The organism is Neobacillus sp. 114, assembly GCF_030127045.1.
Lineage (GTDB): Bacteria > Bacillota > Bacilli > Bacillales > Cytobacillaceae > Neobacillus > Neobacillus rhizophilus.
The window spans coordinates 1,679,647-1,702,780 of record NZ_CP126144.1; the positions used below are offsets into that span (position 1 = coordinate 1,679,647).

Genomic DNA, 23,134 nt, shown 5'->3' on the forward strand with positions numbered 1-23,134 from the left:
GTATGGGGAAAGTATTAATGAAGGGAAATGAAGTGATTGCAGAGTCGGCAGTCCATGCTGGCTGCAAATATTTTTTTGGTTACCCGATTACGCCGCAAAGTGAGCTGGTTGCCTACATGGCAAGACGGCTGCCGGAAGTGGGCGGATTGTTTTTGCAGGCAGAAAGTGAAGTCGCCGCCATTAATATGGTGTACGGTGCCGCTTCGGCTGGTGTCCGAGTGATGACTTCCTCGTCAAGCCCAGGCTTTAGCTTGAAGCAAGAAGGGATTTCTTATTTAGCAGGAGCACAGCTGCCGGCCGTGATTGTCAATATTGCCAGAGGCGGCCCCGGGCTCGGCAATATCCAGCCCGCCCAATCGGATTATTTTCAGGTAACGAAAGGGGGCGGGCACGGTGATTATCATACTCCCGTTTTGGCTCCAGCCAGTCTGCAGGAAATTGTAGACTTGACCAAGGCTGCATTTGATATTGCCGACCGTTACCGAACACCGGTAATTTTGCTGGGGGACGGAATGCTTGGGCAAATGATGGAACCGGTGGAATTCACGGAGGGTACAGAAATTCGTAAATTTGCAAAGCCGTGGGCGACAACCGGAACCCTTGGTGACGGCCCTCCTAGGACGATCACATCGCTTGAACTTGATGCTGAAAGTTTGGAAAAACGAAACTGGGATTTGCAGCAAAAGTTTGCTGTCATGAAGGCAAATGAGATCCGCTATGAAACTTACCTGACGGAAGATGCGGATTATATTATGGTGGCTTTGGGGACGGTAGCACGGATTACCATGAATGCTGTTAATAAGGCAAGGGAGGCAGGCGTCAAGGTTGGATTGATCAGGCCGATTTCATTATGGCCATTCCCAGAGAAGCCGTTTCTTGAATCGCGTGACCGGGTAAAAGGCTATATTTCAGTAGAAATGAGCGCCGGACAAATGGTCGAGGATGTCAGGCTGGTTGTTGAGGGACATGCTCAGGTTGACTTCTTCGGACGAACAGGCGGCATAGTGCCAACGCAAGATGAAATTTTTGAAAAAATCATGATGGCTGCCGGGGGGGTTACGGTATGACAATGAAGATAGTCTTTCAAAAAACGAGCGGACTAACTGACAAGCCCACGCATTACTGTCCCGGCTGTACCCATGGCGTCATTCACCGCTTGGTGGCCGAGGTTTTGGAGGAAATGGGTGTTTTGGAAGATACGGTTGGCGTGGCTTCAGTCGGCTGTTCGGTTTTATCGTATGAATATTTTAATTGTGATATGACACAGGCCGCCCATGGCCGCGCCCCTGCTGTTGCGACCGGAGTGAAGCGGGTTTTGCCGGATCGGATGGTGTTTACCTATCAAGGTGACGGCGACCTTGCTTCAATTGGTATAAGCGAGGTCATCCACGCCGCTGCTCGTGGTGAGAATATTACCGTGATTTTTGTAAATAACGCCATTTACGGGATGACAGGCGGACAAATGGCGCCAACAAGTTTGATTGGGCAAAAGACAGCGACCACCCCTTATGGCCGGGATGTCTCGGTCCATGGTTCACCGATCAAGGTTTGTGAAATGATTTCTGTGCTGGATGGCGCCGCTTATATTGAGCGGGTATCGACGCATGATGTTCCCAATATACAGAAAGCCAAGAAGGCCATTCGCCGGGCCTTTGAAACACAAAAAAGAGGCGGTGGATTTTCAATGGTTGAGATTTTATCGACATGCCCGACCAACTGGGGACTGGACCCGGCGGAGTCACTTGAATGGGTAAGGGACAATATGGTGCCAGTTTACCCTTTGGGGGTTTATAAAAATAAAGCGACTGGGAACCTGTAGAAGGGATTAGAGGGGGTGGGCGGAATTATGCTTGAGGAAATGATTATTGCCGGCCTTGGTGGCCAGGGAGTGATGTCGATGGGACAGCTGATTGCCTATGCCGGTATGCTTGAAGGGAAAGGTGTCTCCTGGCTTCCTTCATACGGCCCTGAACAGCGCGGCGGGACAGCGAACTGTGCGGTAGTGGTGAGTGATGAACCAGTCGGATCGCCGGTCGTAACACGGCCGTCAACGGCGATTATTTTAAATAACCCTTCCTTTGACAAGTTTGAACCTTGTGTTCGTCCGGGTGGGCTGCTCATCGTTAATTCGTCACTGGTGACAAAGACCTCGGGGCGGGAAGATATTGAAATGATTGAAATATCAGCAACCGACATGGCCAATGATCTTGGAAATTCGCGTGTGGCCAATATGATTTTATTGGGTGCGTTCCTGGAACAAACGAAGGTCGTCTCAGAGGGGGCTGTTATTGAATCGTTGAAGAAGGTTCTTGGTGAAGAGAAACAGCACTTGATTGAGGTCAATAAGTTGGCATTGAAAAAGGGAGCGGCTTTTGTTGGGGGAAGAATGGTTGTTTGATGTTTGATGGTGGAGGGCCAGCCGAGGGTTCGGCTGGCTTTTCTCGTACCTCTCATTAATAATATAATCTTCGAGGAAGAGACGCTATATTGCTCAAGGACCAAAAAATGGTCGGTGGTAAAATAAGGCAGCTATATTGCCCATGGACCAACAAAAAAATGGCCGGTGGTAAAAATAAGGCAGCTATATTGCCCGTGGACCAACAAAAATATGGACGGCGGTAAAAATAAGGCAGCTATATTGCCCGTGGACCAACAAAAATATGGTCGGCGGTAAAAATAAGGTAGCTATATTGCCCGTGGACCAACAAAAATATGGTCGGCGGTAAAAATAAGGCAGCTATATTGCCCGTGGACCAACAAAAATATGGTCGACGGTAAAAATAAGGTACCTATATTGCCCGTGGACCAACAAAAATATGGTCGACGGTAAAAATAAGGTAGCTATATTGCCCGTGGACCAACAAAAATATGGTCGGCAGTAAAAATAAGGCAGCTATATTGCCCGTGGACCAACAAAAATATGGCCGGTGGTAAAAATAAGGCAGCTATATTGCCCGTGGACCAACAAAAATATGGTCGGCGGTAAAAATAAGGCAGCTATATTGCCCAGGAGCACCAGAAAAATAAGCTAACGGTAAAAATAGAGCGGCTATATTGCCCAGGAGCACCAGAAAAATAAGCTAACGGTAAAAATAGAGCGGCTATATTGCCCAGGAGCACCAGAAAAATAAGCTAACGGTAAAAATAAGGCGGCTATATTGCCCGTGGACCAACAAAAATATGGTCGGCGGTAAAAATAAGGTAGCTATATTGCCCAGGAATACCAGAAAAATAAGCTAACGGTAAAAATAAGACAGCTATATTGCCCGTGGACCAACAAAAATATGGTCGGCGGAAAAATAAGGTAGCTATATTGCCCAGGAATACCAGAAAAATAAGCTAACGGTAAAAATAAGGCAGCTATATTGCCCAGGAGCACCAAAAAAACAAGCTAGCGGTAAAAATAGGGGCTTTTTCCCCTTTTTATTCAAAATAACGCCCTAATGTATTCCCTTTAGCTATATAATTTTGTAGTAAAATTCTTCTAATTGTCTTTTTTGATACCATTTCATTACACCACTCAAAAACCAAATTGGTAGTAATCTTAATTCCCGGAAACAGCATTACCAACTCCCGTACACACCGCAAAACCGCAGAATCAACGTACTCCTCATGCCCGCATAATCCGCACAGAATTGTATTCCCCTTTAAAGATGTTGAAAGTGTATGGCAGGAAGAAGAAAGGATCCCTTTTTGCAAGTGAGTATATTCATATAAAGGAAATTCAGCAAAGGGCAATTCTTCTTGATCAAGCGAAATGAGCAGCTCTGCCAGTTTCTCATGACCCTCATTCAGTATCGAATATGGTTTATCCAATTTCTTCATAAATTTCTTGATTTGTGTCGGGAAAATAACATGGTCATTTTGAGGCGCTTGGTATAAGGTAAACTCGGGGTTTATGTGGACTAGGTAAGATTCAACATGATATTTGTATCCATAGTTTTGAAGCAATTGCCTAAATAGATTTTCACATCGCTCCAACTGATTAATAGGGTTTCTTATCTCTCGATTGCCTTTCTTTAAATGCCCGTCAGCATCGTAATAAAAATCCCCTTCAAAATTTTTCACATCAATCAGATAAATTTCTCTTTGATACATAATTACTGTATCAATTTGAAAATAAGATTTGTTGAGCTTGAGCTGCAAATCGTTAATAACTAGACACTGACACTGAAGCTTTTCAGTCAACTTGTCAAACTCCAATTCACCGGCAAAACCCTTTTCCGCATTCAGATAATTCCATTTGTCATCATCTGACAACAGCATGCGGGCATTCAATGACCTCATTTTCCTTAATTCCTTTCTTAATGTGCGCGGTTTCTTAAGCATAGTCCACCATCCTTTATTAAAATCTCAGATTTATTTTACTAAAAAAATAACTTTCACAACGGCACGAACTATGAAATATTTGTTAACATTTTCCTGCAAACTAGATATTTTTTGAAAAAATAGTGACATATTAAAAAAAGTGACCCAACTCACTTAACTGAAAATGATTATCATTTATAATGAAAACATAAAGGAGGCATAAACAATGGAAAAGAATTCAGTTAAAGCCTATATGGAATACAGTGAAGAGAAATTCACGAAAAGGATTATTTACAAGAAGGGTGAAACGACAGCATTTGTTTTAAACTTTCTGCCAAATCAAACCCTCCCAACTCATAAACACCCAGGAACAGAGGTTTATCTGTATGTTCTAACCGGCAGCGGCACAATAATCATAGATGGAACAGAGACAACGGTAACTGAGGCAGACCTCATCCATGTTCAAAGCGAAGAGGAAATGTCCTTCAAAAATACGGGCAGTGAACCTGTAAGTTTATATGTAGTATTAAGTAAAATTCCAAGCGAGCTATATGCTAAAAATATTTAACAGCAAAAGCCAGCCCAATCAGGCTGGCTTTTTACGATGCGAAATATCACGTTTATTCTTGAATCCAAAAAACCACCAATTCCAATCACCCAACAGCTTCATTAAAGAAGGAACAAGGACCATCCGGACAATGGTAGCGTCAATAAAGATGGCGACCGCAATGCCGACTCCCAATTGCTTGATGGGCATGACGCCAGTAAAAGCAAAAGCACCTGTTACGACAATCATAATCGCTGCCGCGGAGGTAATGATTTTACTCGTATACGTTAAACCGGAAATGGTCGCTTCGGTATTATCGCCAGTCCTCAAATAAAATTCTTGTATCCTGGAAATGAGGAACACCTCGTAATCCATTGACAGTCCAAATACAAGCGTAAACACAAAAACGGGCAGAATCAATCCGATGTTAACGGGAGAAACCCCGAGATGTCCCTCCTGGAAAACCCATACAACAATCCCAAATGTGCAGCCAAGGCTCAAGGCGTTCATCAAGATGGCTTTAAACGGAATGAGAATCGACCGAAAAGCAGCCATTAAAATTACCAAAGTTGAAATCATAATCAACAGCAAACCATACGGAGCCTTCTCGATAATCTCATCAAAGATTTCCTGCTCGAACTTAATGGGACCGCCAACCGAAGCCTTCACACCTAAATCTTTGTCCGACCAATCCTTAACCAATTGCCGGGCTTTAGCTGAATGCTCACCGGTCTTTAAGTAGACCTCAACAAGCATTTTATTTTCACGGATGAAGTGATCGAAAACAGGGGTAAGCTTGCTCATTTCACCATAAAGCAGCAGCTGTTGGAATTGCGCAGCATTCTTAATGCCAAAGGCAGAAAAGGGCGAATCGACCGTATAAACTAGTGGGTCCTTCTCCAATTTATTGATCACTAGGCTTACCTTTTCGAGATTATCCCTCGTCAGCACACCGCCGCTGGTCTCCAGAATAATCGATACCTTTTTTTCATCGCGTTTTTCTTTTTCGAAAAAATGATCCTTAAATTTTTCTAAAGCGACACGTGATGGATAATTAGGCGGCAGGGAATCGGTGCCCGGAATCGTAAGAACCATTTGCTTAACAGGAATAAGTCCAACCAGCAAAATGGCTAGAGCGCAGACTGCCATCAGAACGGGCCGGCGCATGACAAACTTGGCAAATAAGTACCAGCCGCTTAGCCGATTGTCTGAAATCTGCCACAAGCTAAATTTATTGATTCTGTGTCCTAATAGTGCCAAGAACGCCGGCAGAAACGTTAAAGAGCAGAGTGCGGAAACAAGGACGACAGTCATTCCGCCAAGGGCGACATTTTGAAAAATATCAATTTGGATAAACCAAAGCCCTGATAATCCGATAAATACGCATAGGCCGGAAAAGATAATGGACCTGCCGGCCGTGGCAACGGTGATCGCGATGGCTTCGCCCACTGATTTCCTTGTTAATTCTTCCTTATAGCGGTTAATAAATAACAGCGCAAAGTCGATACTTAAGGCAAGACCGATCATCGGCACTATATTTAAAATAAAAATAGTTAGGTCGATGCCGTAACTGAAAAAATAAACTGTCCCCATGGTGGTTAAAATGGATACCACACCAATAATCAGCGGAAGGGCTGAAGCGACAAGACTGCCGAAAGCGAGGATGAGAACGAGCAGGGCAATTGGCAGGCCAATCATCTCCGCTTTAGCCAAATCCTCTTGGCTGGCTGTATTTAAATCTTTAACGATGATTGGTTCCCCCGTCATCGTTACCTTTAACCCCTTTTTATTTTTAAGCAGCTTTTTTAAATCGCTTATTTCTGCCCCAAGGCTTTCCGCTTTTTTATTAAAAGTAAGCATGCCATAAGCGTAATTCCCTTTTATCATACCGTCCTGGGCAAATGGGGGAATAATGTCCTCTGCATGGTCAAAGTCCTTAAGTCTTACAAAGGTATCCTGCATAAAATCCTGAAACTTTTCATCGCTGACGCCCTTTTCTTTTTGAAAAACAAGGATGATAGAGGATTTGGCCTGTCCAAAGTCTTTTTCCAAAATCCGCCTCGTTTCGTTATATTCTCCCTTATATTCAAAACCGTTTCCGCTTAACACCGCAGGCAGTTTCAAAGCGAAAAAGCCAAACAGGATAATAGCTAAAATCCAAACCAGTATCACCCATTTTCGATTCCGATAAATAAATCCACCGAGCTTTTCCAACCCATCACCCCAATAAAAAATAACAACCAAATTAAGTATACAAATATTACAGCGATAAACGTTTGACTATTTCATGACTTTTTAAAAAGAAAACCTTCTATAAATATTTCCCTTCTTATCCAGTGAAAATGTACATATTTACAAATGTTCAACCGCTTTGTTATAGTTATTTCTGGGCAAGCTAAGATGCATAATGATATAAAAATAGGGGGAATCAGCAATGAGCCAAAACATAGCAAGAATGATTGACCATACATTATTAAAACCAGAAGCAACAAAAGAGCAAATCGTTAAATTAGCGGAAGAGGCAAAAGAATATTCATTTGCTTCCGTTTGTGTAAATCCTACCTGGGTAAAAACAGCTGCTGAAATACTTAAAGATACACCAGATGTTAAAGTTTGTACTGTCATCGGCTTTCCGCTTGGGGCAACGACCTCAGAGACGAAAGCATTTGAAACAAAAAATGCGATTGACAATGGTGCGGATGAAGTGGATATGGTCATCAACATTGGTGCACTTAAAGATCAGCAGGATGATTTAGTTGAATCGGACATTCGCAATGTTGTGGAGGCAGCGAAGGGGCAAGCATTAGTAAAGGTCATTATCGAGACTTCACTGTTGACTGATGAAGAAAAGAAACGGGCATGTGAGCTTTCAGTCAAGGCTGGTGCTGATTTTGTTAAAACTTCGACAGGATTCTCTACCGGTGGGGCTACGGTAGAAGATATCCGCTTAATGCGCGAAACAGTTGGCCCGGATATCGGTGTTAAAGCATCCGGTGGCGTAAGAAGCAGGGAAGATGCCCTTGCAATGGTTGAAGCCGGTGCAACACGGATTGGCGCAAGTTCAGGTGTGGCCATCTGTAAAGGAGAAGTTTCCTCAAGCAACTACTAATACTTATATGACAAAAAGAGGCTGCCCTTAAAGGACAGCCTCTTTCGTGACTAAAAGAAAAGATGTAGAACGTAATATAAAATACCAGCTAATAGTGCGGTTATTGGCAAAGTAATTACCCAAGTAATCAGCATCCGTTGGGCTGTATCCCATTTGACTCCTTTAAGTCTGTGAGAAGCACCCACACCTAAAATTCCGGAAGATATGACATGTGTTGTACTGACAGGCAAATGGATATAAGTGGCGCCAAAAATTATTGCTGCACCAGTTAAATCAGCGGCAACACCATTAATTGGACGGATTTTCATGATTTTGCCGCCAACGGTTTTTATAATTTTCCATCCACCGATAGAAGTACCAAGTCCCATCGCTATCGCACAGGATAATTGGACCCAAAAAGGTACCTCGGCATTATGTGGAAGATACTGATTCGCAATCAGTGCCATTGTGATAATCCCCATCGATTTTTGGGCATCGTTTGTTCCATGTGAATAAGATTGCAATGCCGCAGTTGCGATTTGGATAAAACGGAAATTTCGATTTGTTTTTGTTAAATTGAAATTTTTAAAAACAACTTTAAAAATACTATAAATAATGAAACCAACAACGAAAGCTAAAATCGGTGAAAGGATTAAAGCTTCCAGAATTTTTATAAATCCTGTGTAATTTAATACTTTTAGTCCTTCCGCTGCAACAGCGGCACCGGCAATGGAACCAATTAGTGCATGGGAAGAACTGCTCGGGATTCCGTAATACCAAGTGATTAAATTCCAGGCTATTGCCGCAAGCAGTGCAGCTAAGATAACAATTGATCCGTGAGCTAAATTAAATGGGTCAACGATATCCTTTGAAATTGTTTTAGCAACGCCTGTGAACGTAAGGGCCCCGACGAAATTCATGACAGCGGCAAGCAAGATTGCCTGTCGTGGTTTCAATGCTTTTGTCGAAACCGAGGTAGCAATTGCATTTGCCGTATCATGGAAACCATTAATAAAGTCAAATGCAAGAGCCCCGATGACGATTAATATTGTAAGTATTAAGACAGCACTCATATTAAGACTCCTTATGCATTTTTCATGATAATGGTTTCAAGAATATTGGCAACTGTCTGGCAGCTGTCGGCAACGTCCTCAAGGTTCTCATAAATTTCTTTATATTGGATGATACGGATTGGATCCTTTTCTACATTAAACAGATTTTTAATGGATTGTCGTAAAATATTATCGCACTTGGATTCGAAATCCTTAATTTTAATAGCATGTTCTCTTATTTGCGGAAGCTTTTTATTAGATAGAAGCTCCACGGCTTTATCAATTTCAATAACACTGCCTCGAATGGCGTCCACAAACTGAAGCATGAAATCATCTGCCTGAGTGATGGAGTACATTTCAAATAATGCGGAAGTTGCTTCAAGACCGTCTAATACATCGTCCATTACCATTGCAAGGTGAAGGATGTCTTCCCGTTCGATTGGTGTGATAAAAGCATCATTTAATTCTTTAATGACTTCATGAACAAAGGAATCTCCCTTCGTTTCAATTTCCTTCATTTTTTCAGAGAAAATTTTTAAATCACTGACGTTTTTCAGCTTATATTCTGTAAAAAAATTTGCCCCTTCTTTAAGGTTGGAAGAAATATTGCTTAGCAAAACTGAGAATTTGTCATTTTTCTTAAATGCCATTAGAGATACCCTCCATATTTGTACGTGTTGTTCATCAACGGAATAATTTTAATGAAGATAGTGTAAAAAATAAATAATTTAAAAATAAATTTACAAAAACTTAACAAAAGAATTTTCAGACAATTATTTTGCAGATGTACTATTTTACTTTTGCCAAGATGCCAAAATTTATGTATGAATTTTGGCATAGCCATGAGTAAAAAAAAGAAAACAGGGTAATTTATAAGGTAACAGGCAGACATCCTCAGATGCTCTGCTTGGCAGGCTCAAGAAAAAATCGAATGAATACTAAAAAAGGAGTGTTCTATGTGAGCTTTATTTGGGCATTAATTGTTGGCGGTATAATCGGTTGGTTAGCCGGCCTTATTGTAGGAAGAGACGTACCTGGGGGAATTATTGGTAATATCATTGCTGGTTTTGTTGGTGCATGGTTGGGGACTCTGGTATTGGGAAACTGGGGCCCGCATGTGGCTGATTTCGCCATCATACCGGCGATCATTGGTGCAGCAGTCCTAGTGCTTTTATTAAGCTTTATCATGAGGGCCTTCAGGAAAGCAGACTAATCATCATGAAGAAAGCCTCCCGAATTTTTGGGAGGCTTTTTATAGTGAGTAAATATCAAATTCTTTAAAAATAACCGGGTCATCCGTAAATGGTCCATATACAACGATTTTTTCCTCTGTTAAGGGGTGGGTTAACTCCAGTTTTCCGGCATGGAGGGCCTGTCTGTTCACGAGCGGTTTCCCCCCATAAACAACATCCCCAACTATAGGGTGGCCTAGATGGCTTAAATGCACACGAATTTGGTGCGTCCGCCCCGTATCAAGCCAGCATTTTACGTAGGATAAATTACCCTTTCTGTCTTCCTTCACCACTTGATAATGCGTAATCGCGGCTTGCCCAGAGGGGGATACCCTTCTTTTGGTGGGGTGATGCCGATCGCGGCCAATCGGGGCATTAATCGTCCCTTTTTTTTGCTTCAACAATCCATGGACCAAGGCAAGGTATGTTCTTTTGATTTCCCTTTTTGCAAGCTTTCCGTCCAAAAGTGCTCCTGCCAGTGCATGTTTAGCTAGCAGGATGGCACCGGAAGTATCACGGTCTAACCGATGAATCTGGCGGACATCCCTGATTTCCCCTTTTGCTTGCAAATAAAAGGCCGCTGCATTGATTAAAGTATCGGTATCATTTTCAGAGTCATTTGGATGTGTGTTCATGAATGGCGGTTTATTAATAATCAATAAATGGTCATCCTCAAAGAGGACATCGATATCCAGATAGTTAGGGATCACATGCGGTTCCTCTTCGGTAAATAATTGAATTTGCAGTTTCGTGCCCTCTGAGAGCGGAGTCGTCCAGGAACATTCAGTGCCATCAACCTGAACCTTTTTTTCCATTCGAAACGCATGTGTTAACTTTTTAGGGGCTTCCCATTCATGACGGAAGATTTCTTCGATTGTCGTTCCTGCCCATTTTTTAGGAACGATAATCTGAAACCATTCCCCGAGCCGTATTGTTTTCAGCATAATATCTCCTTCTTATTCCAGCAGGGCAGCTAACAGTAATTACCACCCTAAATACAAACTAAGATATGTTATTCTTATCATATATAATACGACAGAAATAAGCGCGTGAGCAAAGGTGGGTTATGGAGTGAAGATCGTTTTTGCCTCGACTCCAAGTCAGGAAGAAAAAATTTGTGAGCTCGTGGGATATATTTATTCCAATATATTTCCGCTATATTTTACGGACGAAGAAATTAACCGCTTTGAAAAATTAAAAATATTGCATACCTCTAAACAACATTTTGAAGAATTCAGCACGTTAAAGGATGCGTTTCAAGTGATGGCCAGTATTCAAACCTTAATATCGATACTGGAGTCACATCAGCTAGACGACCAATACGAAGCTATTTTTAATAAAAATGCGGCAAACCTTCATGATTTCGGCTTGTTTTTTCCGTTTGAGTTTGAACAGTTTGCTGAAGCAAAAAGCATGAAAAATACTGTTCTCAGCATTTACACGAAGGCAGATAACCAACTGCTTATTTAATAGAAGAAAAAGCCGTTATGCTGGCTTTTTCTTTTTTTTATAAAAAAACGGCTCATTTTAAGGTAATATAAGTATTGGATTGCCGAAAATATTGGGCCTGCGAAAATTGTCGGGATTTTGACGCTAGGTTTTAAAGGAGTATCAACCACCTGCTTAGAACCAATATTAGGTATAGATAACATACTGGAGGGAACCTAAAATGAATTGGAGAAATGCAGCAAAGAGCTGGATCGAATTTAATGAATTGGACTCCGAATTAAAGAGCCAATTAAAAACGCTTGAGAGAGACGAAAAACTGCTTGAAGAAGCTTTTTATAAAAATTTAGAGTTTGGAACAGGCGGAATGCGCGGAGAACTTGGTGTCGGGACAAATAGAATGAATATATATACTGTCCGCAAAGCATCAGCTGGTCTGGCTGCATACATAGAAGAGCAGGGGGAAGAAGCAAAACAACGCGGCGTTGTCATTGCGTTTGACTCTCGCCATAAATCACCGGAATTCGCGCTGGAGGCTGCTAAAACCCTTGCAACGCGAGGAATTCAAACCTATGTGTTTGATGAGCTTCGCCCTACTCCGGAGCTTTCATTTGCCTTACGGTATTTAAACGCATTTTCGGGGATTGTCATTACCGCCAGCCATAATCCACCGGAATATAATGGCTATAAAGTATACGGATCAGATGGCGGTCAGCTGCCTCCGGAGGCTGCCGATCAGGTTATTGCGAAAGTAAATGAAATTGACAATGAATTGGTTATCAAGGTCGATAAGGAAGAAACTTTAAGGGCTTCCGGTTTAATTAAAACCATTGGTGAAGAAGTCGACCAAGCCTATATTTATAAGCTAAAGACGATTTCCGAAAATCCGCAGCTTGCCGAAGAAACGAATATTCAAATTGTCTTTACACCATTGCATGGGACGGCGAATAAACCTGTCCGGTCTGCGCTTCGGGCATTAGGCTATAAAAATGTAACGGTGGTAAAGGAGCAGGAACTGCCTGATCCCGAGTTTTCAACCGTGAAAAGCCCTAACCCAGAAGAACATGCCGCTTTTGAGTTAGCCATTCGTGATGGCAAAGCAGTGGGGGCCGACCTGTTAATTGCAACAGACCCAGATGCTGACCGCCTGGGAATAGCTGTTCAAAATCCAGAGGGTGAGTATGTAGTATTAACTGGTAACCAAACCGGAGCATTATTGCTTGATTACTTACTTTCTCAGAAACAGCAAAAAGGGACTTTGCCACAAAACGGTGTGGTGTTAAAAACAATTGTAACCTCTGAATTAGGACGCAAAATTGCATCAGCCTATGATTTAGAAACGGTCGATGTTTTAACTGGCTTCAAATTCATTGCCGAAAAAATCAAGCAATATGAAGAAACAGGTGAACATACCTATTTATTTGGCTATGAAGAATCTTACGGCTATTTAATCGGCGACTTTGCCCGTGATAAGGATGCCGTTCAAGCAGCCCTTTTGGCGACAGAGGTTTGCGCGTATTATAAGAAGCAGGGATTGAACTTATATGAAGGTATGATGCAGGTTTTTGAAAAATACGGCTATTACCAGGAAGGACTCCGCTCTTTAACATTAAAGGGAAAAGAAGGAGCAGAATTGATTCAGCGTATTTTGGCTTCCTTCCGCAGCGAACCGTTAACGGGGCTGGGTTCCTTAAAAACGTCTATAACCGAAGACTATTTAACAGGTATTAGGACGATTGATAACCGAGAAGAGAAAATTGACCTTCCAAAATCAAACGTGTTGAAGTATATTTTTGAGGATGGATCATGGGTTTGCTTACGCCCATCGGGGACTGAGCCAAAGGTTAAATTTTACTTTGGTGTTAACAGCGGGACGCTTGCGGACAGCAAAAGCAAATTGCAAACCATTGAAAAGGACTTCATGGATTTGGTTGATCAAAAGGTTAAGCAAATTCAAAACGTATAGTATTATTTATGAAAACACGACATCCAAAAGGTTTTGGATGCCGTGTTTTTTTGGTGGAATTCATAGGTTTGGTTTGGAAAAAGGTTCTTTAATAAAATCAGTATCCACTTGATGTTTCAGGAAAGACTATACATCGGTATCTCATTTGGCGATTGTTCAAATGTTTCGTTGGCATGGTCGATGTAGCGAAGCAGGCTGTATAGTTTAGTCTCGATAACGGAATAGTCGCGTTCAAAATTGTAGGCGTGCAGGAAATGTTCAATCTTCTTAGATAAGAACTGGTCTGTGGTTCTCACCATTAATATCAATAAATTATCCCATTCAGACCGGTGTGTATAAAACAGCGCCCGGTCATAATCCAATTTATTCATTTAATTTTCTCTCCTCCTTACTAGGAGTTGAGATTATTTTATGAAGTTTTGCGCTGAACTTTCACGCAAAAATTTGGACACCTTGTCCTCACAACGTTTTCAACATTTACCTGTATATTTTGTAATTGTTATTATCTTGTTTCATCAATCCTTCTCTTTCTTCATACATTGTGGTAAGAGGAAAAGGGGGAATGGCGGATGAATGAGGGAGATAAGAAGGCACTCGAATATGCGATCGATGAAATAACGGAAATCGCCAAAGGTTTTGGCTTAGAATTTTATCCGATGCGTTATGAAATTTGCCCTGCCGAAATCATTTATACATTTGGAGCTTATGGGATGCCGACCCGATTTTCACACTGGAGCTTCGGGAAGCAATTTCACAAAATGAAGATTCATTATGATTTAGGTCTAAGTAAGATTTATGAACTCGTCATTAATTCTGACCCATGTTACGCATTTTTGCTGGATTCCAATACGTTAATCCAAAATAAACTGATTGTTGCCCACGTTTTGGCCCATTGTGATTTCTTTAAAAACAATGTCCGGTTCCAAAATACAAAACGGGATATGGTTGAAAGCATGGCAGCTACGGCGGAAAGAATTCATCAGTACGAAATTCAATATGGAAAAAAAGAAGTAGAAAGCTTTCTTGATGCAATATTGTCTATTGATGAGCATATCGACCCTTCCTTGATGCGTCCAAAATTGGCATGGTCCTTGGAGGACGATGAGGACGAGGAAGAACACCGGGCAGTTTCACCGTATGATGATCTTTGGGGTTTGGACAAAAAAGACGAAAAGGATTCAAAGCCGCCACGTCGAAAAAAATTTCCGCCAAGACCAGAGAAAGATATATTACTCTTCATTGAAACATATAGCCGCGAACTGGAGGATTGGCAGCGTGATATTCTTACGATGATGCGGGAAGAAATGCTGTATTTCTGGCCGCAGTTAGAAACAAAAATCATGAACGAAGGCTGGGCCTCTTTCTGGCATCAAAGGATATTAAGGGAAATGAATCTGACCAGCGGTGAATCCATTGAGTTTGCCAAATTAAATGCTGGGGTCGTTCAGCCGTCAAAAACGGGAATTAACCCTTATTATCTTGGCTTGAAAATTTTCGAAGACATCGAGGATAGATATAATAATCCGTCTGAGGAAATGAAAAGACGAGGTGTTGAGCCGAATTCAGGACGTGAGAAAATCTTTGAAGTCAGGGAAATTGAATCGGATATTTCCTTCCTTAGGAATTATTTAACCAAGGATTTAGTCTTTAGGGAAGATATGTATCTTTTCCAAAAGCAAGGCCGCGATTATAAGATTGTTGATAAAGAATGGGAACATGTCCGCGATCAATTGGTGAATATGCGGGTAAATGGTGGATTCCCGTATATCACGGTGAATGATGGCGACTATATGAAAAATGGCGAGCTATATTTGAAGCATTGGTTTGAGGGTGTAGAGCTTGATGTCAAATATCTTGAGAAGGTTCTGCCATATGTACATCAGCTATGGGGCAGGACGGTCCATATGGAAACTACCATTGAAGACAGAGCCATGTTGTTTTCCTATGATGGTAAAGGAGTTCACCGCAAGTACTTATAAATATGCACTTAATGACAAACATGATATTATGTTAGAGGCTGAAAAATTCCAGTCTCTTTTTTATTGTGTCATAAATGAAAATACATACCTTAATCCAAACTAATCTTAAGGGGGATTGAATGATGAAAGATACCAAATTGGATTCTAAAGTGCTTGATGTGCTTCAAGATAAAATTCAATTAATTAAAACAGAAAAAGGTGCCATCTATTTAGTTGGACCGATTCGCCTTCCGGTAAATTTATACGGTGAAACCGTTGTATTTCAATGGTATTGTTGGCTGAATTGCAATGAGGTAACCGAGGATTTTGAAAGGATTATTGATAAATTGTCTTCGGTTAATTTAGCCGAGCTTCAACAATCCAGTGTACTTGTATATGGCGACTTCACATATGGTGAGGATGCCATTATGCGAATGCATTCGATTTGCCACACAGGCGATATTTTTGGCAGCAAAAGATGCGACTGCGGCTTTCAATTGAAACGGTCCATGAAAATGATTGTCGAACATGGGACAGGCGCCTTGTTTTATTTGGCCAATCATGAAGGGCGTGGAATTGGTTTATTTAGCAAGGCAATGGCGTATATCCTTCAAGAAAACAATTATGACACCGTCGAAGCGAATCATGCGCTTGGATTCGTGGATGATGCAAGAAATTATAGCGATGCCATTCGGGTTCTTAAAGCATTGCGTTCTAAACCGGTAACCTTGATTACAAATAATCCAAAAAAATTAGATGCATTGAAAAACGCTGGTCTACCTGTTTCCGGGAGGAAGCCGTTATGGGGAGATGTATCCGAGTATAACGAGAAATACCTGCAAACAAAGATTAACCGTTCAGGCCATTTAAAGGACGAAGGGACCTGTCCAAATGACTAATCACGAATTTTATATGGATTTAGCATTAAAAAATGCTGGGGCGATGAAGGGACAGACGGCCCCCAATCCATTAGTGGGTGCGGTGATTGTTAATGATAACCGGGTGGTCGGAATCGGTGCCCACTTGAAGGCCGGTGAACCTCATGCCGAGATTCATGCCTTAAGAATGGCAGGTGAGAAAGCAAAAGGCGGAACTATTTATGTAACCCTTGAACCATGTTCCCACTACGGAAGGACAGGCCCTTGTGCTGTTGCTTTAGTGGAAGCAGGTATTAAAAAGGTAGTAATCGCAACCCTCGACCCGAACCCGGTGGTAGCGGGCAATGGCGTTAAAATTCTTAAAGATGCCGGAATTGAGGTCGTGGTCGGCGTTAGGGAAGCGGAATCCAACCGAATGAATGAGGTTTTTAATAAGTTTATCGTTCAAAAAACGCCATTTGTGACCATGAAGGCTGGATCCACCCTGGATGGAAAAATTGCCACTCATACCTCTGACAGCAAGTGGATTACCGCCGAGGAAGCAAGACTCGATGTCCACCAACTGCGAAACGAAAATATGGCCATTCTTGTGGGAATCAATACTGTCATAAAAGATAATCCGGAATTAACGGCACGCATTCCGAACGGACGAAACCCATTACGGGTTATTTTGGATTCTACCTTAAAAATTCCGCTGGATGCTAAGGTGGTTACGGACAAACTTGCTCCAACCTGGATTTTTACTAGTGAACAGTATGATACTGAAAAGCAAAACAGATTAGAGGACTTGGGAATCAAAGTTTTTCAAACAAATGGGTCAAACCGTGTATGTCCCGAACAGGTTGTACGTATTTTGGGTGAAAATCTCATTTCCTCTGTGTTTATTGAAGGGGGAGGGGCGGTTCATGCTTCTTTCCTTGAAAGAAAACTGATCGATAAAGTGGTATTGTATTTTGCCCCTAAACTAATTGGCGGTACTAACGCACCAACCTTCCTTGAAGGGACAGGTATAGAAAAAATGCGTGATGCAGTTGAATTAACAGACTGTTCTTTTACATCAATCGGAAAAGATTTTAAATTCATTGGTTATCCAAAATATAATTTTTAATAAAGTTGACTGCCATAAGAGTTCATTAGGGCAGTCTTTTTTTATCTATAAATCGTGTATATTTTGTGAAACCTTAAAAATGAATGTTGACATTGAGAATCATTCTCTCTATAATCAAAAATGTGAATGATAATCATTATCAAATAAATGGTTTACATAAAAATTAATCGGGGGAGTTACAACATGTCACTAAAACTGAAACTTATTACATCACTTGCAGCATTATCACTTATTCTTGGTGCATGCGGAAAAGCAGAAGAGACAGAAAACAAGCCAAAGGTTGAAAATACGGAAAAGCCAGCCGAAAAGAAAGAAGCAGCAGAAAAAGAAGTAGCAAACTATGCAGATTCATATAAAGAGGCTATTGCTGAGCTCGATAAAGCCAAAGAGGGCCAAGATGTAGATTTTGCTAAAGTAACAGAATTGTATAATGCAAACTTACAAGAATTAGTTAAACAACGTGATTCAGAATTCCAAGATACGCTGGATGAAAAAATAACAGCCGCTTTAGCAGCAGGTAAAGACGGGTCCATGGACAAAGTGGTTGTAAGGCAAATTTTCGATAAATTAATGCAAAAGGTATTCTATACATCCATCAAGCATGATTTCACAGAGATGGTAGAATACTGGGGCAAAACAGAAGAAGTGAATAAAGAACTTGAGGAAGCAAAAGAATTTTATGCTATCATCAAATCGACTGTTGAAAAGCGTGATGCTGCCTATGGAACAAAAATGGCAAGCGCCATTGAGGGCGGCTTTAGCGAAATTGATAATGGTATTAAAAACAATGACCAACTGGCAGTAAATTTAGGCAAGCAAGTAATCGATAAAACGTTAATGAAGACCTTCTATCTTGCAACCGGTGCGCTTCCAAACGGCTATGCAACAAAGGCAGCAGCTGATGCGCAGAAGGATGCTGCTCTTGCAAAGGTTGAACAGGCTGAAGGATGGGCTTTCTTACAATCCATTTATACTTACTTAAACAAGCATGCTGCTGATGAAACTGCCTTTATTGAAAAGCAATTTAATCTTGAAACAGATGCCAAAACAATTGATCCAGCCGCTGTTAATAAAGCATTTGTTCGTGGCTTTGCGAAAATTGCCATTGATGAATACAAAGAAAGTAAAGAATCGATTGGTGAAGATAAAGGTGTCATTACCGGATTAGAGGGAGCTTTATTTATCGATGTGATTGGTGAGGATATTAAAACGCTTATTGGCGAAGCAGAATATAAATCCTTAACTGATAAAGCGACAGAATATGTTGAAACAGCAAAAGCGAAAGATAAGGCGGCAGGCGAGGGACAGGTTGACGAGCTAATTGCTGCTCTATACTCCATCGTAGACAAGGCAAAATAATTTTCAGGAAAAACCTTGACTAAAGGCAAGGTTTTTCCTTTTGTTTCCGGTTATGAGAAAATGGGAATATTACTGTGTTGTAGAGGTGTTTTTACTTGAAAATAATCGTCACCGGTGGAGCAGGATTTATTGGTTCCCACCTATCAAGCAGGTTGATAAAAGAAGGGCACCAAGTGCTAATCATTGATGAATTACACCCGTATTACTCCGTTGAAAGGAAAAAGCGGCAGCTTGAAATGATCAAACGTGCCGGGAAATTTACCTTTTATCAGAAGAGCCTGATTCATCATGAAGGGGAAGTAAGGGACCTTTTTCATTTATTTAAGCCTGATAAGGTCATTCATCTTGCTGCCATTCCTGGAGTCCCCAACTCGATTGTGGTTCCGAATGAATATGTAGATTATGACATCAAGGCAACTATTAACGCTTTAAGACTTGCTGGTGAAACAGGTGCCAAGCAGTTTATATTCGCTTCGTCATCGTCCGTCTACGGTGACAAGCAAAACATCCCGTTAAAAGAAGAGATGGCTAATGGAAAGGTAGTTTCCCCGTATGCGGCGGCTAAGTACGGCGCAGAGGCGTTTTGTCATGCCTACTCGACCATTTATGATTATCAGGTATCGATTCTCCGCTTTTTTACGGTTTATGGCCCATGGGGACGTCCGGATATGGCGATCACGAAATTTATTAAACAGTTGATGGCTGACCAGGAAATTGTCGTATTTGGCAGCAGAACAGCCAGGGACTATACATATATTGATGATTGCGTTACAGGGATCATTAGTGCGTTTCAGCAAAAGGATCAATTCGCTATTTTTAATATCGGTTCAGGCAGTCCAATCCTGATTGAAGAGTTAATTGAGCAGCTGCGCGGTTTTTTTCCCGGAATGAGGGTCAAACATGCTGGATTTCGTCAGGGCGATGTTCATTCAACATGGGCAGATGTTTCGAAGGCTAAGGGCGAGCTTGGCTTTTACCCGTCTATGTCATTTACGGATGGACTAAGCATAACAATTGAATGGGCAAAGGCGCATGCAAAAGAATTTTAAATACATAGCAGGGGTCATTCTTTTTGGCATCTTTATTTATTTGTCCATCCGCTATTTTCATTTTGGAGAATTTTTAAAAGAAACGAAACGGTTCTTTTGGGAGAGCCCCTATCTGATTATTGGGGTGACGATTTGCTATAGTTTATCGTTTATACTCAGGGCTGAAGCCTGGAAATTGTTTTTTGGGAATAGAGTCAAATTTTATAGTTGCCTCGAGGGAGTGCTCTTAAGCCTATTCGTTAACCATATTACCCCCATCAAGCTTGGCGATGTCGTGAGGATAGGCGTTTTGTCTTTAAGAGAAAAACAGGTGAGCCCGGGGGAATCCCTTCAATCTGTGGTCATACTTCGGTTTATCGATATGGCCATGCTCTTGTTCTTTTCTTTTATTGGCTTGATTGTTTTTGCAAAGGCGTTTGTTTTCCGGTATTCAATTTTGGTAATTGTAATTTTAGCGATTGCTTGTCTGGTAGGAGGCATCATGTTGTGGAGGTTTCTTCCCACATTTGTTCACAGGCAAATTCAATTAGTTAAAACCAATTTATCAGGAAGGAATGCCTTGCTTATTTTTCTTATGATTGCCGTGAGTTGGGCATTAGAAGGGGCTGTCATATGGGGCGTTACTGCTTCCATGGGCAGTGGTCTTTCGATTTATAAGGCTATTTGGGTTAACTCGATTACCGTTGGCGGACAAATTTTTCAAATTACACCTGGTGGCATCTCAACATATGAATCTGTCATGACGGCAGCTTTAACGACATTTCATTTTTCAGTTAAAGACGGCTATATGGCGGCCATTATCAGTCACAGCTATAAATTTGTCTTTTCTTATTTGGCTGGAATGCTTCTGCTCCTCCATTCCCCTGTCTTAAAAATAAATCAAATTAAAGAAATCCTAGCAAGGAGAGGATTATAAGAATGAAAAAAGCATCATCTTTTGAAAAAGCAGCAGCAAGATGCTGGAATCTTTTAAACGAAGGGAAGCCCTTTACACCGATCTTTACAGTTGGGACAATGGCGATTTACTCGGTTACAAACCTCGGAAATTCCGGCTTTCTAGCCGATTTTTTGCTAGGCTTGTTAGCCATTTTGCCGTTGCTAGTGATTTATTACGTTTTTGATTTCCCGTTATTTTTAAGAAATTATTTATGGATTCCGCTAGTTGCCTATCTTATTATTTGGAACAACGTGAATCTAGGATTACTGTTTACGGCAGTAGGATTATATTTCTTCTTTACCGTCTTTTTTTGGGGCACCTTTTATTATCATTTACGAATTGGTACCTCATGGCTTAATTTTACCCGCTTTTGGAAGCTAGTCTTGAAAAACAGCGATTCTACCAGTGGCAATGCTCAGGAACAGCTGCCAAAGTTTCTTTTGTTATTATCACTATGGAATTTTTCGCTTTCGGAACATACATGGTCAGGGGCTGAAATCGGACAGCTTATCCTGTTTTATGTAGGAGTCCTTCTATTTTCATGGATTCTTCACAAAAATCTTTTTGATTGGAAACCAAAGGTTATTCCAACCTACACCTCTAATGTTGTGGCAACCACAAGGGCAATCAATCAAAAAGTTATTGTGATGGTCATTGACGGGATGAGAAAGGAACGGTTTGAGGAAGCGAATACGCCGTTTCTTGATTTTTTAAGGAAAAATGGAACAGAGTATGCCCGGATGGAAACGGTCTACCCTGCTCGAACCGTTGTTTGTTTTTCGTCTATGTTTACCGGAACCTATCCATTTGAACATGGGATTAAATCAAATATGGTGTGGAAGCTGGGAATTAAGGTTGAAAGTGTTTTTGATAGTTTAAGAAAGGTTAGTAAAAAGGGATCTCTTTTGGCAGTGGCCCATCTGGTTGATTCGTTTGGCAGTGATGTTGATACCTTCACGGCGGTCATGCATAACGATGTTGTCGATCGAAAAATTATCGAGAGGGCAAAGTTGATTATGGAGGAAAAAAATCCCGATTTGCAAATAGTTCAGTTGATCAGTACCGACCAAACCGGCCACAGCCGGGGAGTATTATACGACGAATATATTCAAAAGATTGAGGAAGCCGATGCGCTAGTCAAAGAGTATTTTGATTGGCTGAAGGAAAAAGGAATGCTGGAAAATTACACGTTCATCGTTTGTGCGGATCATGGCCAGGCGGATGGCATTGGCGGTCACGGTCACCTCGATGAAGGTGAACGGTTCGTACCATTTTTCATGTACGGTCAGGCGATTGAGAGTGGCAAGGTTGTCGAAGAAAAGCATAGTCTTGTTTCCCTTGCTTCAACCATTTCCTATTTATTAGGGGCGCCGTTTCCAAATAAAGCCCGTGGGCCAGTATTAAACGAAGCAATTAGGAAGGAAGTATTAATAAATGATGCAGCAAAAGGTGATCGTATTTCTTCCAGCTCATAATGAGGAAGAGTCAATCGCGGAGGTTATTAAAAAGATACCTAGAGATTTTAATCCACGTGTGCAAGTAGAAGTTTTAGTTGTCAATGACGGCTCCAGTGATCAAACGGTTGAACAATCTCTAAGGGCTGGAGCAGATCATATCTATACATTTGAAAAGAATCAAGGATTAGGGGCAGCTGTTCGAAAAGGATTGGAGCTTTGTGTAGAGAAAAAGGCGGATATCGGTGTCATGATTGATGCGGATAATGAGTATCCTGCTGAGCAGATTCCTGAATTAATTGAGCCTATCCTAACTGGAACGAGTGACTATGTTATGGGGTCACGGTTCATGGGAACAATTAAGGGGATGAAGTGGAACCGGAGACTCGGAAATTATTGTTTTACGCTACTTCAAGCACTCTTACTTCGGAAATGGATCTATGATGGTCAATCCGGTATGCGGGCTTTCTCTAGACAGGCAATGAGGGAGGCTGAAATCATTCATGATTATAACTATGCCCAAGTGCTTACATTAAATTTAATAAGAAAAGGATTTCGAATGAAAGAAATTCCTATTCATTATCAGGTTCGAAAAGCAGGAGAATCATTTATTAAGTTTAGGGCCTATATGACCTCAGTCCTGCCGGCCATTATCAAAGAGATGACAAGGCCTGTTAGAAAGAGAAGGGTTTATCTTGAACAAGACAGCGTTTTTCCGTTAATGAATAATAAGAAGGATTAATAAGTATTAT

22 protein-coding genes are annotated in these 23,134 nt (G+C 41.3%); 16 read left to right on the top strand and 6 right to left on the bottom strand.

The features are described 5' to 3' along the window. The first annotated feature begins 2 nt into the window (after positions 1–2). The 3 genes from QNN06_RS08305 to QNN06_RS08315 are packed head-to-tail and all read left to right on the top strand — an operon-like array spanning position 3 to position 2,398. Positions 3–1,067, top strand: a complete 1,065-nt coding sequence (locus tag QNN06_RS08305; RefSeq protein ID WP_284037399.1) for a 3-methyl-2-oxobutanoate dehydrogenase subunit VorB — start codon at positions 3–5, stop codon at positions 1,065–1,067. Next, on the top strand, positions 1,064–1,819 hold the full coding sequence (locus QNN06_RS08310) for a thiamine pyrophosphate-dependent enzyme (protein ID WP_284037400.1): 756 nt from the start codon (positions 1,064–1,066) through the stop codon (positions 1,817–1,819). Before QNN06_RS08305 ends, QNN06_RS08310 begins: the two co-directional genes overlap by 4 nt. A 27-nt stretch (positions 1,820–1,846) precedes the next feature. Beyond that, entirely contained in the window at positions 1,847–2,398 is a 552-nt protein-coding gene (locus tag QNN06_RS08315; RefSeq protein WP_284037401.1) for a 2-oxoacid:ferredoxin oxidoreductase subunit gamma family protein, read from the top strand. Between the two features lie 1,025 nt (positions 2,399–3,423). Here QNN06_RS08315 and QNN06_RS08320 read toward each other — a convergent pair. After that, the gene (locus QNN06_RS08320; RefSeq protein ID WP_284037402.1) at positions 3,424–4,278 is read right to left on the bottom strand and encodes a nuclease-related domain-containing protein; all 855 of its coding nucleotides are present in this window, start codon (positions 4,276–4,278) and stop codon (positions 3,424–3,426) included. Between the two features lie 256 nt (positions 4,279–4,534). Here QNN06_RS08320 and QNN06_RS08325 point away from each other — a divergent pair, with 256 nt between their 5' ends. Continuing rightward, positions 4,535–4,876, top strand: coding sequence for a cupin domain-containing protein (locus QNN06_RS08325; protein ID WP_213116754.1), 342 nt, complete (start codon positions 4,535–4,537; stop codon positions 4,874–4,876). An 18-nt stretch (positions 4,877–4,894) separates the two neighbouring features. Here QNN06_RS08325 and QNN06_RS08330 read toward each other — a convergent pair whose 3' ends face one another. After that, entirely contained in the window at positions 4,895–7,069 is a 2,175-nt protein-coding gene (locus QNN06_RS08330; RefSeq protein ID WP_284037403.1) for an MMPL family transporter, read from the bottom strand. A gap of 220 nt (positions 7,070–7,289) precedes the next feature. Here QNN06_RS08330 and deoC point away from each other — a divergent pair, with 220 nt between their 5' ends. Then, a complete protein-coding gene (deoC, locus tag QNN06_RS08335; protein ID WP_284037404.1) occupies positions 7,290–7,964 on the top strand; it encodes a deoxyribose-phosphate aldolase in 675 nt (224 codons plus the stop codon). Between the two features lie 50 nt (positions 7,965–8,014). Here deoC and QNN06_RS08340 read toward each other — a convergent pair whose 3' ends face one another. Together QNN06_RS08340 and QNN06_RS08345 are read right to left on the bottom strand one after the other, a co-directional pair. Further along, complete coding sequence (locus tag QNN06_RS08340; protein ID WP_213116751.1) at positions 8,015–9,016, bottom strand: inorganic phosphate transporter; 1,002 nt, start codon at positions 9,014–9,016, stop codon at positions 8,015–8,017. Positions 9,017–9,027: 11 nt separating this feature from the next. Continuing rightward, a complete protein-coding gene (locus tag QNN06_RS08345; protein WP_213116750.1) occupies positions 9,028–9,645 on the bottom strand; it encodes a DUF47 domain-containing protein in 618 nt (205 codons plus the stop codon). A 308-nt stretch (positions 9,646–9,953) separates the two neighbouring features. Between QNN06_RS08345 and QNN06_RS08350 the strand changes: the two genes are divergently transcribed. After that, positions 9,954–10,208: a GlsB/YeaQ/YmgE family stress response membrane protein gene (locus QNN06_RS08350; protein ID WP_213116749.1), complete on the top strand. Its 255-nt coding sequence runs from the start codon at positions 9,954–9,956 to the stop codon at positions 10,206–10,208. 39 nt (positions 10,209–10,247) lie between these two features. On the opposite strand, the gene QNN06_RS08355 is transcribed toward QNN06_RS08350, so the two are convergent. After that, positions 10,248–11,171 carry an RluA family pseudouridine synthase gene (locus QNN06_RS08355; protein ID WP_213116748.1) on the bottom strand — a complete coding sequence of 308 codons (924 nt, stop codon included), beginning with the start codon at positions 11,169–11,171 and terminating at the stop codon, positions 10,248–10,250. A gap of 127 nt (positions 11,172–11,298) precedes the next feature. Between QNN06_RS08355 and QNN06_RS08360 the strand changes: the two genes are divergently transcribed. Together QNN06_RS08360 and QNN06_RS08365 are read left to right on the top strand one after the other, a co-directional pair. After that, the gene (locus QNN06_RS08360) at positions 11,299–11,697 is read left to right on the top strand and encodes a YhcU family protein (protein WP_284037405.1); all 399 of its coding nucleotides are present in this window, start codon (positions 11,299–11,301) and stop codon (positions 11,695–11,697) included. Positions 11,698–11,896: 199 nt separating this feature from the next. Continuing rightward, positions 11,897–13,639, top strand: coding sequence for a phospho-sugar mutase (locus tag QNN06_RS08365; RefSeq protein WP_284037406.1), 1,743 nt, complete (start codon positions 11,897–11,899; stop codon positions 13,637–13,639). Between the two features lie 116 nt (positions 13,640–13,755). On the opposite strand, the gene QNN06_RS08370 is transcribed toward QNN06_RS08365, so the two are convergent. Next, entirely contained in the window at positions 13,756–14,010 is a 255-nt protein-coding gene (locus QNN06_RS08370) for a YhdB family protein (protein WP_213116745.1), read from the bottom strand. A gap of 198 nt (positions 14,011–14,208) precedes the next feature. Between QNN06_RS08370 and QNN06_RS08375 the strand changes: the two genes are divergently transcribed. The 8 genes from QNN06_RS08375 to QNN06_RS08410 all read left to right on the top strand — a co-directional run bounded on the left by QNN06_RS08375 (position 14,209) and on the right by QNN06_RS08410 (position 23,124). Further along, complete coding sequence (locus QNN06_RS08375) at positions 14,209–15,618, top strand: SpoVR family protein (protein ID WP_284037407.1); 1,410 nt, start codon at positions 14,209–14,211, stop codon at positions 15,616–15,618. A 122-nt stretch (positions 15,619–15,740) separates the two neighbouring features. Further along, a complete protein-coding gene (locus QNN06_RS08380) occupies positions 15,741–16,496 on the top strand; it encodes a GTP cyclohydrolase II (protein WP_284037912.1) in 756 nt (251 codons plus the stop codon). Beyond that, positions 16,489–17,583: a bifunctional diaminohydroxyphosphoribosylaminopyrimidine deaminase/5-amino-6-(5-phosphoribosylamino)uracil reductase RibD gene (gene ribD / locus QNN06_RS08385; protein WP_284037408.1), complete on the top strand. Its 1,095-nt coding sequence runs from the start codon at positions 16,489–16,491 to the stop codon at positions 17,581–17,583. The genes QNN06_RS08380 and ribD overlap by 8 nt, the downstream gene beginning before the upstream one ends. Positions 17,584–17,766: 183 nt before the next feature. Next, on the top strand, positions 17,767–18,942 hold the full coding sequence (locus tag QNN06_RS08390) for a hypothetical protein (protein ID WP_284037409.1): 1,176 nt from the start codon (positions 17,767–17,769) through the stop codon (positions 18,940–18,942). Positions 18,943–19,037: 95 nt separating this feature from the next. Next, a complete protein-coding gene (locus tag QNN06_RS08395) occupies positions 19,038–19,991 on the top strand; it encodes an NAD-dependent epimerase/dehydratase family protein (RefSeq protein WP_284037410.1) in 954 nt (317 codons plus the stop codon). After that, positions 19,975–20,907 (top strand): lysylphosphatidylglycerol synthase transmembrane domain-containing protein, encoded by a 933-nt coding sequence (locus QNN06_RS08400; RefSeq protein ID WP_284037411.1) that lies wholly within the window; start codon positions 19,975–19,977, stop codon positions 20,905–20,907. The genes QNN06_RS08395 and QNN06_RS08400 overlap by 17 nt, the downstream gene beginning before the upstream one ends. Positions 20,908–20,909: 2 nt before the next feature. Further along, positions 20,910–22,403 carry an alkaline phosphatase family protein gene (locus QNN06_RS08405; protein ID WP_284037412.1) on the top strand — a complete coding sequence of 498 codons (1,494 nt, stop codon included), beginning with the start codon at positions 20,910–20,912 and terminating at the stop codon, positions 22,401–22,403. Then, on the top strand, positions 22,363–23,124 hold the full coding sequence (locus QNN06_RS08410) for a glycosyltransferase family 2 protein (RefSeq protein ID WP_213116737.1): 762 nt from the start codon (positions 22,363–22,365) through the stop codon (positions 23,122–23,124). The genes QNN06_RS08405 and QNN06_RS08410 overlap by 41 nt, the downstream gene beginning before the upstream one ends. Positions 23,125–23,134: the final 10 nt, after the last annotated feature.

Coding starts and splice junctions, on each gene's coding strand:
- QNN06_RS08325 (WP_213116754.1), top strand. CDS start 4,535: ATGGAAAAGAATTCAGTTAAAGCCTATATGGAATACAGTGAAGAGAAA.
- QNN06_RS08315 (WP_284037401.1), top strand. CDS start 1,847: ATGCTTGAGGAAATGATTATTGCCGGCCTTGGTGGCCAGGGAGTGATG.
- QNN06_RS08355 (WP_213116748.1), bottom strand. CDS start 11,171: ATGCTGAAAACAATACGGCTCGGGGAATGGTTTCAGATTATCGTTCCT.
- QNN06_RS08310 (WP_284037400.1), top strand. CDS start 1,064: ATGACAATGAAGATAGTCTTTCAAAAAACGAGCGGACTAACTGACAAG.
- QNN06_RS08405 (WP_284037412.1), top strand. CDS start 20,910: ATGAAAAAAGCATCATCTTTTGAAAAAGCAGCAGCAAGATGCTGGAAT.
- ribD (WP_284037408.1), top strand. CDS start 16,489: ATGACTAATCACGAATTTTATATGGATTTAGCATTAAAAAATGCTGGG.
- QNN06_RS08380 (WP_284037912.1), top strand. CDS start 15,741: ATGAAAGATACCAAATTGGATTCTAAAGTGCTTGATGTGCTTCAAGAT.
- QNN06_RS08345 (WP_213116750.1), bottom strand. CDS start 9,645: ATGGCATTTAAGAAAAATGACAAATTCTCAGTTTTGCTAAGCAATATT.
- QNN06_RS08340 (WP_213116751.1), bottom strand. CDS start 9,016: ATGAGTGCTGTCTTAATACTTACAATATTAATCGTCATCGGGGCTCTT.
- QNN06_RS08400 (WP_284037411.1), top strand. CDS start 19,975: ATGCAAAAGAATTTTAAATACATAGCAGGGGTCATTCTTTTTGGCATC.
- QNN06_RS08410 (WP_213116737.1), top strand. CDS start 22,363: ATGATGCAGCAAAAGGTGATCGTATTTCTTCCAGCTCATAATGAGGAA.
- deoC (WP_284037404.1), top strand. CDS start 7,290: ATGAGCCAAAACATAGCAAGAATGATTGACCATACATTATTAAAACCA.
- QNN06_RS08370 (WP_213116745.1), bottom strand. CDS start 14,010: ATGAATAAATTGGATTATGACCGGGCGCTGTTTTATACACACCGGTCT.
- QNN06_RS08305 (WP_284037399.1), top strand. CDS start 3: ATGGGGAAAGTATTAATGAAGGGAAATGAAGTGATTGCAGAGTCGGCA.
- QNN06_RS08375 (WP_284037407.1), top strand. CDS start 14,209: ATGAATGAGGGAGATAAGAAGGCACTCGAATATGCGATCGATGAAATA.
- QNN06_RS08365 (WP_284037406.1), top strand. CDS start 11,897: ATGAATTGGAGAAATGCAGCAAAGAGCTGGATCGAATTTAATGAATTG.
- QNN06_RS08390 (WP_284037409.1), top strand. CDS start 17,767: ATGTCACTAAAACTGAAACTTATTACATCACTTGCAGCATTATCACTT.